10 protein-coding genes are annotated in these 15,999 nt (G+C 46.0%); 4 read left to right on the top strand and 6 right to left on the bottom strand.

Annotated features, from left to right (window positions below; translation table 11 throughout):
- Window positions 1–72: 72 nt before the first annotated feature.
- Both crtO and QUA07_RS25235 read right to left on the bottom strand, forming a co-directional pair.
- Window positions 73–1,770: a beta-carotene ketolase CrtO gene (crtO, locus tag QUA07_RS25240; protein WP_333082303.1), complete on the bottom strand. Its 1,698-nt coding sequence runs from the start codon at window positions 1,768–1,770 to the stop codon at window positions 73–75.
- Between the two features lie 431 nt (window positions 1,771–2,201).
- Entirely contained in the window at window positions 2,202–3,302 is a 1,101-nt protein-coding gene (locus QUA07_RS25235; protein WP_333330662.1) for a tetratricopeptide repeat protein, read from the bottom strand.
- Window positions 3,303–3,452: 150 nt separating this feature from the next.
- On the opposite strand from QUA07_RS25235, the gene QUA07_RS25230 reads away from it, so the two are divergent.
- Both QUA07_RS25230 and QUA07_RS25225 read left to right on the top strand, forming a co-directional pair.
- Complete coding sequence (locus tag QUA07_RS25230) at window positions 3,453–3,779, top strand: YbjQ family protein (RefSeq protein ID WP_006634531.1); 327 nt, start codon at window positions 3,453–3,455, stop codon at window positions 3,777–3,779.
- A 269-nt stretch (window positions 3,780–4,048) separates the two neighbouring features.
- A complete protein-coding gene (locus tag QUA07_RS25225) occupies window positions 4,049–4,672 on the top strand; it encodes a hypothetical protein (RefSeq protein ID WP_333216668.1) in 624 nt (207 codons plus the stop codon).
- A 250-nt stretch (window positions 4,673–4,922) separates the two neighbouring features.
- Here QUA07_RS25225 and metH read toward each other — a convergent pair whose 3' ends face one another.
- Window positions 4,923–8,474 carry a methionine synthase gene (gene metH, locus QUA07_RS25220; protein WP_333330659.1) on the bottom strand — a complete coding sequence of 1,184 codons (3,552 nt, stop codon included), beginning with the start codon at window positions 8,472–8,474 and terminating at the stop codon, window positions 4,923–4,925.
- A 90-nt stretch (window positions 8,475–8,564) separates the two neighbouring features.
- Between metH and QUA07_RS25215 the strand changes: the two genes are divergently transcribed.
- Window positions 8,565–8,888, top strand: coding sequence for a hypothetical protein (locus QUA07_RS25215; RefSeq protein ID WP_333330656.1), 324 nt, complete (start codon window positions 8,565–8,567; stop codon window positions 8,886–8,888).
- 380 nt (window positions 8,889–9,268) lie between these two features.
- On the opposite strand, the gene QUA07_RS25210 is transcribed toward QUA07_RS25215, so the two are convergent.
- The 3 genes from QUA07_RS25210 to QUA07_RS25200 all read right to left on the bottom strand — a co-directional run bounded on the left by QUA07_RS25210 (window position 9,269) and on the right by QUA07_RS25200 (window position 14,742).
- A complete protein-coding gene (locus QUA07_RS25210; RefSeq protein WP_333330653.1) occupies window positions 9,269–11,851 on the bottom strand; it encodes a hypothetical protein in 2,583 nt (860 codons plus the stop codon).
- A gap of 293 nt (window positions 11,852–12,144) precedes the next feature.
- Window positions 12,145–13,713 carry a tetratricopeptide repeat protein gene (locus QUA07_RS25205; RefSeq protein WP_333330650.1) on the bottom strand — a complete coding sequence of 523 codons (1,569 nt, stop codon included), beginning with the start codon at window positions 13,711–13,713 and terminating at the stop codon, window positions 12,145–12,147.
- Window positions 13,714–13,905: 192 nt separating this feature from the next.
- The gene (locus QUA07_RS25200; RefSeq protein ID WP_333330647.1) at window positions 13,906–14,742 is read right to left on the bottom strand and encodes an RNA polymerase sigma factor; all 837 of its coding nucleotides are present in this window, start codon (window positions 14,740–14,742) and stop codon (window positions 13,906–13,908) included.
- 505 nt (window positions 14,743–15,247) lie between these two features.
- Between QUA07_RS25200 and QUA07_RS25195 the strand changes: the two genes are divergently transcribed.
- On the top strand, window positions 15,248–15,955 hold the full coding sequence (locus tag QUA07_RS25195) for an AAA-like domain-containing protein (protein ID WP_333330644.1): 708 nt from the start codon (window positions 15,248–15,250) through the stop codon (window positions 15,953–15,955).
- Window positions 15,956–15,999 lie beyond the last annotated feature (44 nt).

Raw genomic sequence — 15,999 nt, 5'->3', positions numbered from 1 at the left:
AAAAACCCGGTTTCTTCGATGGGAGTGTGTAAGTCCTGAGTAAATCAATAAGGGCGGGCAGTGCCAGTCCTCTTACTTCTCATTACTCCGAAATACCGACTTACCCTTCGCTTTCAGAGTATTAGCCGCATCTGCTAAAGTCTGCGCGAAAGGCTGCTGCGAGTGCATGAAAACGCGAGCGGTATTGCGTCCCGGCATCCCCGAAATTGAGCCACCCGGATGCGTTCCCGCCCCCGTGAGGAACAAACCATCGATCGGCGTTTTGTAATTCGCCAACTCCGGCAAAGGACGGAAAAATATCATCTGATCTAGCGTCATATCAACGTGATAATAATTCCCTTTCAAAGCCCCCAAACGCTCTCCCAATTCTGCCGGACTTTCCACGTGGCGTCCTATAATAGAATTTTTGATATTTGGCGCGTATTCTGCTAATTTATCAATGCAGCGATCGGCAACTTTGTTCTTCAGCTCATCCGTCCAACCCGTACCGTGCTGGCCGGTTCCTTCAGCATTTTCGATCATGTAAGGAGCAAAAAATTCAATCCAAGCCGTATGATGTCCGGGGGGAGCCATTGACGGGTCTAGTACCGTCGGAAACACCACATACATCGATGGGTCTGAGTCGGGGATTCTGCCAATTGAAGGGTCGCTGTGAGCGATTTCAACGTGTCTCACCGAGTCGGCAATTAAAACCGAACCGATTAAAAATTCGTCCCGATGATTCCAGCGCTCAAACTTGGGCATTTCATTTAGAGCTAAGTCTATTTTGAGAATAGTCTCGTTGTTGTTAACAATTTTTCGCTCCAATCTTTCCCGCAAATCCGGGTCGGCACTGTCAACATCGCTGGAGTCCATTAAGTGCAGAAACAAGCGCTTAGCATCAATATTAGAAATGACACCTTTTGTCGCGCGGTATTCCGTGCCGTTGGCAACTCGAACTCCCACAGCGCGACCGTCATCAATTAATATTTTCTCGACGTGCTGGTCGGTAAGTACCACACCAGAGTAACTTTTCACTACATTTAGCAGTGCTTGCACTAATGCACCCGTCCCTCCGCGCGGTCTTGCCATGCCGGGATTGTGTCTCATTGCCAGCATAATTGCGCCTACAGCAAGGGTTTTTTGCGAAGGAGGCGCGCCGAGTTCTGAGGCGAATCTTGCTAGGGGTGCTTTGATAAATTCCTCGTCAAACCACTCGTTGACAATGTCTTCAGCGCTGGTGAGCATCGTGCGAATAAAGTCCAGCGTTTTGTCGGGGGAACCGATGACTGACAATAAATCTTTGATCTTTGAAATATCGTAGTTGCCCAGAATATCTATGATGGATTTTGGTGGCGCATTAAACATCGGAACCATTGCACCTAAAGCCCGCTGCCAAAAGTCTGTATATTCGGCATATTTTTTAGCATCGCGCTCGTTGTAGCGCGCAATTTCAGCACAAGTTTTTTCTACAGATTTGTGTGCTAAGAAATATTTACCGTCGGGATGCGGACAAAAGGCAACTGGATCGCAGAAAAGATATTCTAAACCGTGTTTTTCCAGTTCTAATTCTTCGACAACTGGTCCTAAATGGATAAACTCGTGGTCGATTGCGCACATATTGAATTTAAAATCCGGCAATTCCGGAATCGCAGCTTCAGTAGTTGCCGCGCCGCCGGGAACCGAACGTTTTTCTAACAACAGAACGGTATATCCAGCTTTCAGCAGATAAGACGCACAGACGAGTCCGTTGTGACCTGCGCCTATGATAATGACATCATACGTTTGCATAGATGAAGTTCTAGGGAGAGGATATTTTGCTTATTTTACAAATGTTAACAACTTTGCCGTCTCTACCAATAGAAATAGATTCATTGTCAGTAAGCCTTTTTAGCATATTACAAAAGATGGAGCTTTGACAAAACGCTGTTGTGTAAGCGCCTTATTTCTTCTTAAATTTACAGAGCTATCGCCTTTCTTATATCGCGCCAATATTGTACTCTATTTAGCCACATTTATTTGCCTTCAATTAAAAATTTAAGCAAACGAAGCAAGAAGGAAAAAGGAAGAGGAAAGGGGGCAGAGGGAATAGGGAATAGAAACAGTTTTGAGATTGCTTTTTTCCTGGCAACACGGCGATTGGAAGGAGTTAAGCCCTAGGATAATTACTTACTCCACACTCAAAACTGCTAGCCAATTACCTATTAGTACAGTGAGAAATATTACTTCAGTTCCCGCAATGCCGCCTCAGCTTTTTGTACACCATCATTGTTGCCTTGCTGGCGGTAAGTGTCGAGGGCTTGTTGAAAAGCTTCAATTGCTTCGGATTTGCGATCGCGCGCTAGGAGTGCCTTACCCATATTGTAATAAGCTTCTGCCCGGTTTGGATCAAGCTTAATCACTCGCCGAAAAGTAGTAATCGCTCCTGAAAAATCTTGTTTTTCCAGTTGAATTTTCCCCATTCCTGCGTGTGCTTCCACTAAATTAGGTCGCACCGCAATAGCCCGCTGATAAGCTATAAGCGCTCCGTCGAAGTCGTTTTGAGCCTGGAGAAGTTCGCCAATTTCTAGCTGCACTTCTGGATTCCGGGGCTCCAATTTGGCAGCTTCTTCAAAAGCTGCTAGCCCTTCGGAAGTATAGCCGGCACGCAGCAAAGCAGTGCCTAATTTTAACTGGACACCTGCTTGTTTGGGAGCGAGTTCGGCTGCTTGTTGGAGCACGGTGACAGCACTGGCAAAACTTCCCTGCTGGATCAATACTAAACCCATTGAAGAATAAGCTTGCCAATTTTTCGGATCGAGGGCGATCGCCTCTTGGTATGCTTTAAAAGAACCGCTGTAATCTTTTTGCTGAAAGAGTACCACTCCGAGACCGATTCGGGCATTGACATTTTTGCGATCGAGCACAGCGGCGCGGCGGTAAGCTGTGGCTGCTGCGGGATAGTTTTGTAAATTCGCCATAGCATATCCTAATGCGTATTGGAAGTCAGCATTATTCGGTTCGAGACCGATCGCTTGTTGGTAAAATTCTACTGAGGCTTGATAGTTGCCCTGACGCGCTTCTAAATAGCCAATACCCGAAAAAATGCGGGGGTTTTCCGTATCTAAACGCGCCGCTTCTTGATAAATGGCGATCGCCCTAGTGTAGTCTCCTAAATCTACAAACTCGCGCCCTTGTCGCAGCAGATCATCTAAATTTGAATTATTTTGAGGGTTGACTTGAACGGATATTTCTGCTGAGAGCGCTATCTGCGGCGCTGCGACAGCGAATCCTGCTACTAGCAACGTACTGAATACCAAGAGACTTTGTTTGTGCACGGCCATGTGTTTCAAAGAGTATGTGGAATGGAAGAGCGAGTTGCTGTCAGCTTGGCAAGCTGACAACTGATGATTTACCAGGAATGTTTGAGTGGCGAGATGTAGTAAATCTACAGAACAAGACCCACTCAAAATTTTCGCGATTGAGGCCAACTGATGATTGTAACAACAACTGATATCATCCAAGGAGCAGAAATTCAATCTTACCTGGGAATTGTAACTGCTGAGGTTGTCTACGGCACCAATGCCCTGCGAGATTTCTTCGCGGGCATTCGCGACATCATCGGCGGACGCACCGGCAGTTACGAGGAAGTGTTTCTCAAAGGACAGCGAGATGCCCTCGCGGAACTGGAAAAACGGGCCCAGCGCCTCGGCGCCAATGCCGTAATCGGGGTGGAAGTTGACACCGGCACGATTAATGTAGACTCAAACGGGGCTTTGCTGCTGATTACTGCCGTTGGAACGGCTGTAAGATTGCGTTAAGCTGTTTTTTCTGTATACGTCCGCATTTTCTGTATACATCCGGCAAGTTTTCCAACGGGATAAAATAGTTATCAGTCATCAGTCATCAGTCATCAGTCATTAGCTAATAGCGGGTGGCTGGGGGCGGATGACTTTTTCGTTTCTTTCTTCAGACATAGATACTGGTTATTTCCCCAGGCAGATATAGTTTCTATCAATCTCAGCCACAATCAATGCTTAAGTGAAAGATTGTTAAAAATTAAAGCAAATCTCAGAGGAAAAAAAAATCTATGTCATACGTAAATAGACCTGTAGATAACGTTGGTACCGAACCCGTGGTCGTAAATTCAGTGATGGAATACCACGATCGAGTACGTTGGGGCCCGATTTTTTCTGGTTTGGTAATTGCGATCGGCACACAACTGGTGTTAAGTGCATTGGGCGCTGCGATCGGGTTGAGCAACATTGCTGGTTCAGGAGCTCCGCGCACTATTGCCGGGGACGTGGGTACCGGCGTGGGAATTTGGTCAATTATTAGTTTGTTAATTAGCTTGGCCGTTGGCGGTTGGGTAACTGCTCGCGCTTGCGGCCCGATGAACCGCAACACAGCGCTTTTAAATGGAGCAATTTTGTGGGCAACGACCTTAACAATTGGCTCTTGGCTGTTAGCAAATGGCGTGGCCGGCACTTTTGGCGTAATAGCTGCAAATGCGGGAGAAGCAATTAATCAAGCACAGCAGGGCGGGGTCGATTTGCCGAACCGAGCACCTAACGTATCTGCTCAGGATACTCGAAATATTGCTGGTAATGCTGCAAAAGCTGGTTGGTCGTTCTTGTTCGGCTCACTATTGGGTTTAGTTGCTTCGATGGTAGGAGCATCTGCCGGCGCCCGCACTCCCCGGAATTACTCGTAAAAGTTTCGTCAGAGACGGAAAGTTTATATTCAGGAAAGCACTTTTTTTAAGGTGCTTTTTTGTTGCTTTAATTCGTAAACTATTTTTGTATTGTTGGCAGGTTATACCTGAAAACGCATTTTTTGAGGCTCGGCATCCCGGTTTTTAAAGGGAGGCAGAGCCTCCAGATCTTTGTTCCCAGGCTCTGCCTGGGAACGAGGATGATGAACTATCAAAGCGAGAGAAAGGTGCTTATAGCGTAGCCTACGAATTAAGCGCTGAAGTATTTGGCGGCTGGGTGATAGGTGATAATTGCCGTTGTTGATTGTTCGGGATAAAGTTGTTCGCTTTCATCCATGTAGAGGTTGATACGATCGCACTTTAACAATTCCAGTTGCTTGTACTGATCCGCCATATTCGGACAAGCAGGATAGCCGAAACTGTACCGCGAACCGCGATATCTTTGTGCCAGCATATCGCGAATGTTGTCCGGTTCCTCGCTACCAAAGCCCAATTCGCGCCGAATTCGCGCGTGAGTCCATTCTGCTATTGCTTCCGCTGTCTGTACCGCTAATCCATGAAAGTAGAGATAGTCGGTATATTGATTGTTAGCAAATAGCTTTTGCGCGTACTCTGTAGCCATCTCTCCCACTGTCGCTACTTGCATCGGAAATACATCGATTTTACCCGATTCTTTGGGCGCAAAGAAGTCGGCAATGCACAGCCGTCGCGCCGATTTTTGCCGGGGAAATGTGAATGTTGCAGCGGGTGTCGATACATCTTGCCCGCCATCCATGATTTCTGGATCGTACAAATGCAAAGAATTACCTTCAGCTTGACAGGGAAAATACCCGTAAATTGCTTGCGGCTGCAGTAAATTTTCGGTGATGACTTTGTGTTTCCACTCTTCCAAGATGGGATAAACTTTTTCCGCTAAGAAAGCGTCGTATTCTTCCCGCGATTGGTCTTTTGGCTTGCGGAATTGCCACTGACCCGCAACTAAAGCTTGCAAATCTAAGTGCCAGAAAATCTCTTCAAAGGGGATGTCTTCTCCCTGCAACAGTTTCGTTCCCCAGAAAGGAGGATTCGGGCGATCGATATCTGCTGCAACTGCTTCGGATCGCCTGGTATCTATCACCACAGGAGTGTCGGCTTTCTTCGCATCTTCTACAGAATTTTCTGGCGCAGCTTTAACTTCTTTAACCGCGCCATTATCCTGTCCTATTTCATCTAAAAATCCTTGCAAATCTTCCCATTTACCCGCAGATTTTGCAGGCATGAGTTTGTCCATAAAGTGCAAGTCGGAAAACGCATCTTTGCCGTAAACGACTTTACCTTTGTAGGTATTTTGGCAGTCTTCATGTACAAATTTGGGAGTCAAAGCCGCGCCGCCCAAAATTACCGGAACGGTGATGCCTTTCTGGTTGAATACTTCCAGATTTTCTTTCATGAATGCGGTGGATTTTACCAGCAAGCCACTCATGGCAATACAGTCTGCTTTGTGCTTTTCGTAAGCTTCGATGATATTGTCAACCGACTGTTTAATTCCCAAGTTGATCACTCGGTAGCCGTTGTTTGATAAAATAATATCAACCAAGTTTTTGCCGATATCGTGAACGTCGCCTTTGACAGTAGCGATGATGAATGTCCCTTTGGCATTGTCCCCGGATTCGGACTTTTCCATGTGCGGTTCTAAATAGGCAACTGCCGCTTTCATTGTTTCTGCTGACTGCAAAACAAAGGGCAGTTGCATTTGTCCCGAACCGAACAATTCTCCGACTACTTTCATGCCGTCTAACAGGAAAGTATTGATAATGTGGAGAGGCGGATAGGTTTCTAATGCTTTGGCGAGTTGGATATCTAGTCCAATGCGTTCGCCGTCGATGATGTGCTGCTTCAGGCGTTCTTCTACCGGAAGGCTTGCGTCTTCTGTCCGATCGCGCTTGGTAGTTTTGCCCGCAAACACCGTTGTCAGCTCGCCCAAGGGGTCGTAAACGCAAATTTCGCCGTCAAACTCCCGTTCGTCGTAAATGAGTTTACGGCAGATTTCTTGGTGTTTGGGGTCGATTTTGGCGAGGGGTAAAATCTTATTAGCGCTGACAATTGCCGAGTCCATCCCGGCTTGCATCGCTTCGTGCAAAAACATGGAATTCAAAACTTGCCGCGCCGCCGGATTCAAGCCGAAGGAAATATTAGAAACTCCTAAAATTACGTGACAGCCTGGTAATTCTTGGCGGATGCGGCGGATGGATTCGATCGTAGCTTTGCCGTTTTTTCTGTCTTCTTCAATCCCGGTGGAAATGGGCAATGCTAGGGTATCAAAAAAGATTTCTTGGGGGGGAATGCCGTAGGCGACGGCGGCGTTATAGGCGCGTTGGGCGATCGCAAATTTTTGGTCAGCAGTTCTGGCCATTCCGTCTTCGTCAATTGTACCGATAACTATGCCCGCGCCGTATTTTTTCGCCAACTCCAAAACTTGATAAAAACGCGGTTCTCCGTCTTCGTAGTTAGTGGAATTCAGCAAACATTTGCCGCCCGCCACTTTTAAGCCGGCTTCCATTTTTTCCCATTCGGTGGAATCCAGCATTAAAGGGAGAGTGGCATTAGTCACCACGCGGGAAACTAATTCTTTCATATCTCGCACGCCGTCGCGGCCGACATAATCAACGTTGACATCGAGAACGTGCGCGCCTTCTCGCACTTGTTCCCTAGCCATTGCTACTAAACCATCCCAGTCTTCAGCATTTAGCAAATCGCGGCATTTTTTGGAACCGCTGGCGTTGAGTCTTTCGCCGACAATTAAGAAGGAATTCTCTTGTTCGTAGGGTTGGGCGGTGTAAATTGAAGCGGCGGATGGTTCCCAAGTAATTTCGCGGATTTTGGGTTTAAGAGTTTTACCAATTTCTGATAGTTCGCGGATGTGATCGTAGCGGGTGCCGCAGCAGCCACCGATGACTTGCACGCCTAAGTCTTCGACAAACCGCATCAAGGCCATTTTTAATTCTATTGGCGTGAGTTTGTAGTGCGCGTGTCCGCCGATGTTTTCGGGTAAACCAGCGTTGGGCACGCAGGAAACTACGAAGGGCGAATGTTCGGAAAGGTATTTGACGTGTTCGGCCATGCGATCGGGCCCGGTGGCGCAGTTGAGGCCTAAAATGTCTATGGGATAGGGCTGCAAAATGGCTAGGGCGGCACTGATGTCGGAACCGACTAACATTGTGCCGGTGGCTTCCATTGTGACTGATACCATTAACGGAATTCGCGCACCTTTTTTCTTAAATACTTCTTCAATGGCATTTAATGCTGATTTAATTTGCAGCACATCTTGACAAGTTTCGACAATAAATAAGTCAACGCCGCCGTCATAAAGTCCTTCTGCTTGTTCGGCAAAAGCGGCGGTGAGTGTGTCAAAATCAATGTGTCCTAATGTTGGCAATTTGGTGCCTGGCCCGATCGATCCTGCGACAAATCTAGGTTTTTCTGGCGTAGAAAATTCGGCGGCGATACCCTTGGCGAGTTCGGCTGCTGTTTTGTTGAGATAATATGCTTTGTCTGCCAAATCGTATTCGGCGAGTACGATGGAAGCGCCGCCAAAGGTGTCTGTTTCGATGACATCGGCCCCTGCTTCGAGGAATCCCCGGTGCACGTTGGCGACGGCTTCCGGCTTGGTGTGGACGAGATATTCGTTGCAGCCTTCGTATTCTTTGCCGCCGAAGTCTTCTGCGGTGAGGTTTTGGACTTGCAGGTTGGTTCCCATCGCGCCGTCGAAGACGATGACGGGGCGTGAGGGGTGGTGGAGTCGATCGAGGAATCTACTATTCATAAGCGGTAAAGAAAGGCAGGTGCTATATATTTACAATTTTATCTATTGTGCAATATTGTCAACAATTATGTGACTGTTGGCAAACGACTAATGACTGAAGGATTTAATGCTGCTGACAATAGTTCGATCGTACCTGTAATTTTACCGATCGCCCTGGATAATTGTCAAAATTCTGTTGTGGGCGAGGCTGCGGGGGGAAAACGGGCGAGTTGTGAGGGATTTTTTCGCTTAACTGTTGAGGAATTTTGCGAAAATGCGATCGCCACAATTAAACGAGTGATGTTAAAGGGCGATCGAATTTTCGGCTATCTCGTAGTTATGCTGATAAGTGCGATCGCGAGCGCTACTCCTAGCACAAGCCATTGTTTGAATGTTTCTTCTACGAATGGACAGAATGCGGTCAGCTCCCATTAGTTGTTCATTAGAAGTCTCCTTCCAAATTCCACGATTTTATCAATGAGTCTCGAACAGCATGGGTTAGTTTGAAAGCAGCGAGTTGCTTTTTGTTAATTGGTTCAAGACTATAATCGATAACTCCAGCTAACTCCACCATCTGTTTTTATATACTTTTTGCCCTCACTAAAGATGCGCCCAGAACTAGCGAAGCTAAGCTAATCCGCATTTAAGTTGCATAGTAAAATAAATTTTTCCTCTTGTGGGGAGTAGGGGTTGGGCAGGAGAGCCCGCCCTCAACATACAAATTAAATGCACAACAGCTTAATATGAGCATAAAAAAACGACCTGGTATTTGCACCAAGGTCGAGTTGATTAATGGAGATCGTCTATACAAGCTTTCATCGATCTGTGAATGTTGCTAGAGTGTAAAGCTGATTGTCTATACCAACACCAACCAAAGTTCCATCTCCCATCGTAGCAACACTAAGTAGGTTGCCTCCCTCTCCTACAAGCTTCCATTTATCTGTGAATGTTGCTAGAGTGTAAAGCTTATTGTCTATACCAACACCAACTAAAGTTCCATCTTGCATCGTAGCAACACTAAGTAGGTTGCCTCCCTCTCCTACCAGCTTCCATTTATCTGTGAATGTTGCTAGAGTGTAAAGCTTATTGTCTATACCAACACCAACTAAAGTTCCATCTCGCATCGTAGCAACACTAAGTAGGTTGCCTCCCTCTCCTACAAGCTGCCATCGATACGGCAAGAAAAGACCTGCCAAGGAAACAGTTTTGAAATTGCCTCGGTCTCCAGCCTGTCCTTCAACATCACCGAAAGGAGACCAAGAACCATCTGTATGACGAATTGTGTGCCACAAATGACCATCATTGGTTACACCATATACCTGTAGTTCACCACCAACTCCTGCACAACTCACATTTATAAAATTGCCATGATTTCCAGCGACTCCTTTTACATCACCGAAAGGAGACCAAGAGCCATCTGCATGACGAATTGTGTGCCATAAATTACCATCACTGGCTACAGCACATACCTGTGGCTCACCACCAACCGCTGCACAACTCACATTTACAAAATTGCCACTATTTCCAGCAGCTACTTTCACATCACCGAAAGGAGACCAAGAGCCATCTGCATGACGAATTGTGTGCCATAGATTACCATCACTGGTTACAGCGCATACCTGTAGCTTACCATCACCCTCTGCACAACTCACATGTACAAAATTGCCACTATTTCCAGCAGCTACTTTCACATCACCGAAAGGAGACCAAGAGCCATCTGCATGACGAATTGTGTGCCATAGATTACCATCACTGGTTACAGCGCATACCTGTAGCTTACCATCACCCCCTGCACAACTCATATTTACAAAATTGCCACGATTTCCAGCAGCTACTTTCACATCAACGAAAGGAGACCAAGAGCCATCTGCCTGACGAATTGTGTGCCACAAGCTGCCTGAATTGTTAATAGCACATAGGTGAATTACATCGCTGATTCCTTGGAGAGCTACATCGGTAATAAAACCACGATCTCCAGTCTGTCCTTCAACATCTCCAAATGATGACCAACTTCCACTGGGAAAACGAATTGAGTGCCACAATTTTCCATCTGATGTTGTGCCTGAAATATGTAGGAGGCTGCCCTTCTCTTGATACGCTAATACTGTGGGTAAAGGGGTTCCTCGCGGAATATTGTCTAGTTCATTATCAGGGATAATAACGACATCTTCCCACTTATAACCTCTAGCTTCAAAGGTAGCAGGATCCGGAATCGATCGACGCTTGCCCGACTCCATGACACAAATTTCCGGGCTGCTTCCTTTGAGCAAAGCTCCATCCCGCCCACCACTTAGCGGCGCTCCTAACGGAATATTGTTTAGCTCATCATCAGGGATAGCTTTCACATCTTCCCATTTAAAACCGTTAATTTTAAAGGTAGCAGGATCAGTAATCCCTCGGCGCTTGCCCGACTCCATGACATAAATTGTTGGGGAACTTCCTTGGAGTAAAACTCCATCCTTCAACAATGCGATTGGAAATAGACGTAGCCCCAAAGGAATATTTGCTAAGTCCGAGTCAGAGATAATGATAACCGCATCCCACTTATAACCTCTAGCTTCAAAGGTAGCAGGATCCGGAATCGATCGACGCTTGCCCGACTCCATGACATAAATTTCCGGGCGACTTCCTTTGATCAAAGCTCCCTCTTTTATTGAGGGTACACCTTGGTAGTTATAGGTGAAAGTCTGTACCCAACTTTTTACGTCATTAGTAATTCCGCGAGTGTAGTCAAAGTTCCACTGTATTCTTACACGAATCTCAAGAATCGGAGGTTTGCCTTTGGGAACTTTAACAATTAGAGCTGGTTTCCAAGTATAACCAGCCGCAGAAGCTGGAAAAGGGTCTGCTGGTATGCCAGGACTTTTAAAACTTATACATGGCAATTTACAGCGCCAAGTTACACCGTTTTCCAAACGACTGGCTAAAAAACTAACATCTGGACTTGCAAAGCTCACACCCCAAGAAGCATTAATTCCTGCTGTACCAGTTGGTTCATCGCCTTTAAAGCCTCCCTGCAACCCTGCTCCTATACTAAAGCTGGTCGTATTTGTACCAACAGTTGAGTCAGGGCCGTATTGGTACACTGTACTCGATTCGGTTAGACAAGTAACTACCAGATCCATCTCTGTAGCATAGTAACCTACAGAGAACACATTGTTTTTCGATGTAGTAACACCATGCGTCATCGACCCCACAAATGCGTAGTAGTCGTAGGAAGGATCATTTCCTGTCAACTTATAGGGCAGAAAGTGGATATATCCGTACAAACGTTGATCTGATGTATTAACAGTTCCCCAGCCAATGTCTGAACGACCATTAAGTGTGATTTGTTGAGTAAAATCTTTGCCACCAGTTTCCCAGGCACCTGCAGGAAGTTTATTTTCTTCGTTGCTCATTTTGTATTCCTTTTATTTGTCCAGTGTGTAGTAGAATGAAGTCCGAAAGTAAAAAAGCTGCTTTACATCTATTGGGTTTAGAGGAAGCAGTGAATCTTTTTACCAAGAAGTTAAGTCTCAACCATTAAAAATTAAATTTTTCATAGCACGAGAAGTTAACATCCTGGCTTGATTCTGCTATTAGAACGATTTCAGAAATAAACTTGTGATTTTTTTGAGTTTGAGGCTTTTTTTCCTAAATAGATGCACCCAATAAACAAAGCCTCAACCCTAAAACCCTCTCAAACCACAATCTACAAACCTTCCAACCCTTCCTTAACCTCCGCACGAGCAGGATAAAACAAATGCCCACTCAAAGCATTACGATAATTCTGCACAGCACCCCCCACATCTCCCAACCCCGACAACGCTCTACCACTCCAGTAATGTGCAACACCGGGATTAAAACTCATCAATTCCAGAGCGCCAACGCACCCCTTCTCCAACCAACCCCGACACTTCTCTTCCTCACCCAGAACCCCATAACTCTCACCCAACCACACCGCTGCCGGGACAGAATGCAAGCCACCCCCCCCTTCTAATAACAACTGCCAACCTTGCTCCAACACCTCCACCGCCTCCCGGTGTCGCCCCGCCAGCCCCAACACCCGCCCATGTCGGAACCAAGCATCTGCTAACTGCGGCTGTAGCTGCATTCCCCGCGCAGACAACGCACATCCGCGCTCCATCTCTTGAAAATGTTCCACCAGTACCCGTCCCGCCGTCGCCCACACACTCCAGCGCTCTGGAAACCGCTCCAACATCTCTTCGACCAAAGGTTTGAGCTCATCTCCTCTCCCCGCCACAGGTAAAATCTCGCACAGCGCCCGATAAATTTCCCCATCATTGGGATACAACCCATACGCCTTCAGCATCGCTTCCGCCGCCGCAATAGAATTCCCCGTGCGGAAGAGACATCGCCCATAGAAATACCAGCCACCCAGGTTAAGCGGATGCTGCTCGACAAACTGCTGCAAAACAGCCACCCCTTTTTTCCACTCCCCTCGAAACAGGTGATACTGCGCCAGCGAATCATGAACATAAGCAGCATTGGGAGCAATTCGCAGCATCGTTTGAATCATTTGCTTTGTCCGCTTACCTTCCTCACCCCCAACTAATCCCGTACCACAGCGACTATCCGCCAGCAGTTTGAGACTCCGCAAATCCTGGGGAAACACCTCCAGCACTCGCTGCAAACGTTGTTCCGCTTCCTGAAAGTTCCCCAACATCATCAACGCATCATAGCTGTGACTATTAGCTACAACGTCATTCGGATTCAGTTGCAAAACCGTATCAAAAGCTTGCAACGCTGCAATCGGAGCTTCTTTTTCCAAATAAATCAATCCCAGAGCCAGCCAGTGAGCCGTATTCTCTGGTTCTAGCAATGTTGCTTGTTCAAAAGACACCGTCGCCTGCTCAATACAACGGCGACACACTGCAATTAATCCATTAATATGATGTCCGACTGCTTCGTTCTCAGATAAACTTTTAGCCGTTTCATAAACTGCAATTGCTTCTGTCTCTTTCCCCATCAACTGCAATATTTTTCCCAATAGCAATTTCACATCAATTAATTGAGGTTGCCGTTGTAGCACTTGGCGATATTCTTCCACTGCTTGCTGCCAGTTGCCCATTGCATATAGCAGTTCGGCTAATTCCTTTCGTTTCTTCCATCCAGTCGGATACTTTTGTACGTATTTAGTTAATGTTTTAAGCTTGATATCTTGCCTGGTGAGTTTCTCATCTAAAACTAGATAAGCATTCATTTCCACCCCGGTAAGCTGATTAAGCTGTACCAGGCAAGTAGCAGTGACTCTAGACATATTGGAGTAAACCTATTATAGTTAATGGCTTTTAAATGCACCCCAATATCTGCAACACTTTCCTTTTAAGGTATGTTGTTACGAGTTAGCGCTCTTATCTGAGTTTTCATAATAGCACTAAAGCGCAACAACGTACCAAAGTCCCCCCTACAATCAGACTTGAAAAGCTCTGTATTCCGTAAGATTTCGGAATTATTTCCAACTCAAAAGGCTGGATGAGCTATATCTCGTATGTAGCAGTGAACCAAGATAAGTACTTGTTACCTTATAATCAATTGGCTGTTGCACATACTCTTCTACCCTCAACATTTCATATCCGGATGTTTTCGGTTCATCCGAGTTCGGTTCCTCGACTTCTGCCGTATCCAAACCTAAACGATAATTGTGCAACTGCTTTTGCAGAATCTCTCGTGCCAGTTGGATGCGTTTACGCACATTATTCTCAGAAAGAGCCAATTTTTTGGCAATATCTCGGTAAGGCATCTCCTCATACCACCGCAAAATGGAAGGGTCTCGCAGTTTGGCAGGTAGACTATTAATAGCACGGCGTATGTGTTGGCTCGTTTCCTGACGGAGCATGGCTGCTTCGGGTGATTCGCTGCTACCAGCAATTCCCTCATCTTCTGAAATATTTTCAATGTTCTCGACACCCTTTGCACCTTTCTTGCGTTCTCGATGTATATCCATGCAGATGTTATGGGTTAGTCGAGCCAGCCAAGCTTTAGGATAAGTAATTGTGCCAGCGAAACAAGGCATTTTTTCCCAGGCTTTTTGCCTTGCTCGGCTCAGTGCTTCTTCAGCCTCTACCCGATCGCCTCCCATCCATGTTTGACAGCAACGGTAGAGATAATCTTGATGCCATATCCATAACTGCCAGAACGCCCTTTTGTCGCCTTGAGACAGGCGTTTTAATAGGAGTTGCTCGTCTAATTTTGTCTCACTTGTGGCTTTTTGAGCGATAAGGGAACGAAATCTGTGGATAGTTACATTCGTTGTTACATTCTCTGTCAAGCTTTCTTTATCTAGCATCAAGTTGTTCCTTCACTAAGACAGCCATTGGCTAAACAAGCTTAAATTCCAGTCTGCCTCTTGTCCTCGCTGTAAACAATCGCAGTTTTCGCAGTTAAAATCCGAAGTTAAGGCTTTTTCCTCCTCAAATCCCCAGCCAATAACACCCGTAGGGGTGTAAAAGTTGGAAAAATTAGTGGCTATCCTTCTATGGCGGGACAATAAACTTCTTTGGAGAAAGGGGTCTATAACCAAAATGTCCCGTTTTAGGTTGGTAGCCAATTTAGCGACCTCATGGGCCCAACTTGCTAAAATTCAGAAAAATTTCATACAATTAGGGAAAATACTCTATTATTTCTGTTGTTTAGCTTAACTAACGGCTCTTAAGCTATTTATTTACTTAAGTTCCAGGCTAATACAGTAGGATTGCAGACGATTTTGGGTGCAAACGAGAGGGATGGAAAGCTTTTCCTCTATTTTTCCAATTTAACAGTTAAATGTACGGTAGCTTAACTTGAATAACCCCATGTATCAGCCTAAATACAGGCGCAGGCGCGGTGTCATCCTTACCCCTCAAGGATCGAGCAAACTTCAGAAAGCGAAATCTGAGGCGGAATTTAAAGAAAACTGTGGCTACCGATACACCCTTGAAAAGTTGAGCGATCGCACAGGCTTAGCTGTAGATACCTTGCTCCGGGTTAATAATGGCTCTACTACCGTTGATAAGCAAACCCTCAAGCGCTATTTCAGGGCTTTTAATCTAATTTTGGAGCAATCTGATTATTCTTGGCCAGAAACTCAGATTAAAGAAGTTGAACCCGATCGTGTAGATGTAAAGCCAGAATTACCGGGGGGTCAAGTACCTCTCGATTCGGCGTTTTATGTAGAACGCCCTCCCATTGAATCTCGCACCTGCGAAGCGATTTTGCAACCTGGTGCCTTAATTCGCATCAAAGCTCCCCAACTAATGGGTAAAACTTCCTTGATGGCAAGAATCCTGGAACGGGGGAGAAAAGAGGGCTATCAAACAGTGGTGTTGAATCTCAAGCTGGCTGATGAAAAAGTATTCACCAATCTGAATCGATTCTTGCAATGGTTTTGTGCTTGCGTGAGTCGGAGCTTGAAGCTACCGAACAAACTAGCAGACTATTGGGATGAGATGTTTGGTAGCAACTATAACACCACAGATTATTTTGAGAATTACAGCGTTTCCCGCTGTTATGAGGTACAGTAGCAGCAATTAGCAAACCAATTTCTTAAATGTTTAGGGTTCATTAA

Source organism: Microcoleus sp. T3_A4 (assembly GCF_036700465.1).
Taxonomy (GTDB): domain Bacteria; phylum Cyanobacteriota; class Cyanobacteriia; order Cyanobacteriales; family Microcoleaceae; genus Microcoleus.
This window is presented reverse-complemented; position numbering and strand designations above follow the sequence as displayed.

Bases quoted from the DNA above. Each gene is read 5' to 3' on its own strand.
- QUA07_RS25200 (WP_333330647.1), bottom strand. From the start codon at position 14,742: ATGCTAGATAAAGAAAGCTTGACAGAGAATGTAACAACGAATGTAACT.
- QUA07_RS25235 (WP_333330662.1), bottom strand. From the start codon at position 3,302: ATGGCCGTGCACAAACAAAGTCTCTTGGTATTCAGTACGTTGCTAGTA.
- QUA07_RS25195 (WP_333330644.1), top strand. From the start codon at position 15,248: ATGTATCAGCCTAAATACAGGCGCAGGCGCGGTGTCATCCTTACCCCT.
- QUA07_RS25225 (WP_333216668.1), top strand. From the start codon at position 4,049: ATGTCATACGTAAATAGACCTGTAGATAACGTTGGTACCGAACCCGTG.
- QUA07_RS25205 (WP_333330650.1), bottom strand. From the start codon at position 13,713: ATGTCTAGAGTCACTGCTACTTGCCTGGTACAGCTTAATCAGCTTACC.
- crtO (WP_333082303.1), bottom strand. From the start codon at position 1,770: ATGCAAACGTATGATGTCATTATCATAGGCGCAGGTCACAACGGACTC.
- metH (WP_333330659.1), bottom strand. From the start codon at position 8,474: ATGAATAGTAGATTCCTCGATCGACTCCACCACCCCTCACGCCCCGTC.
- QUA07_RS25215 (WP_333330656.1), top strand. From the start codon at position 8,565: ATGACTGAAGGATTTAATGCTGCTGACAATAGTTCGATCGTACCTGTA.
- QUA07_RS25210 (WP_333330653.1), bottom strand. From the start codon at position 11,851: ATGAGCAACGAAGAAAATAAACTTCCTGCAGGTGCCTGGGAAACTGGT.
- QUA07_RS25230 (WP_006634531.1), top strand. From the start codon at position 3,453: ATGATTGTAACAACAACTGATATCATCCAAGGAGCAGAAATTCAATCT.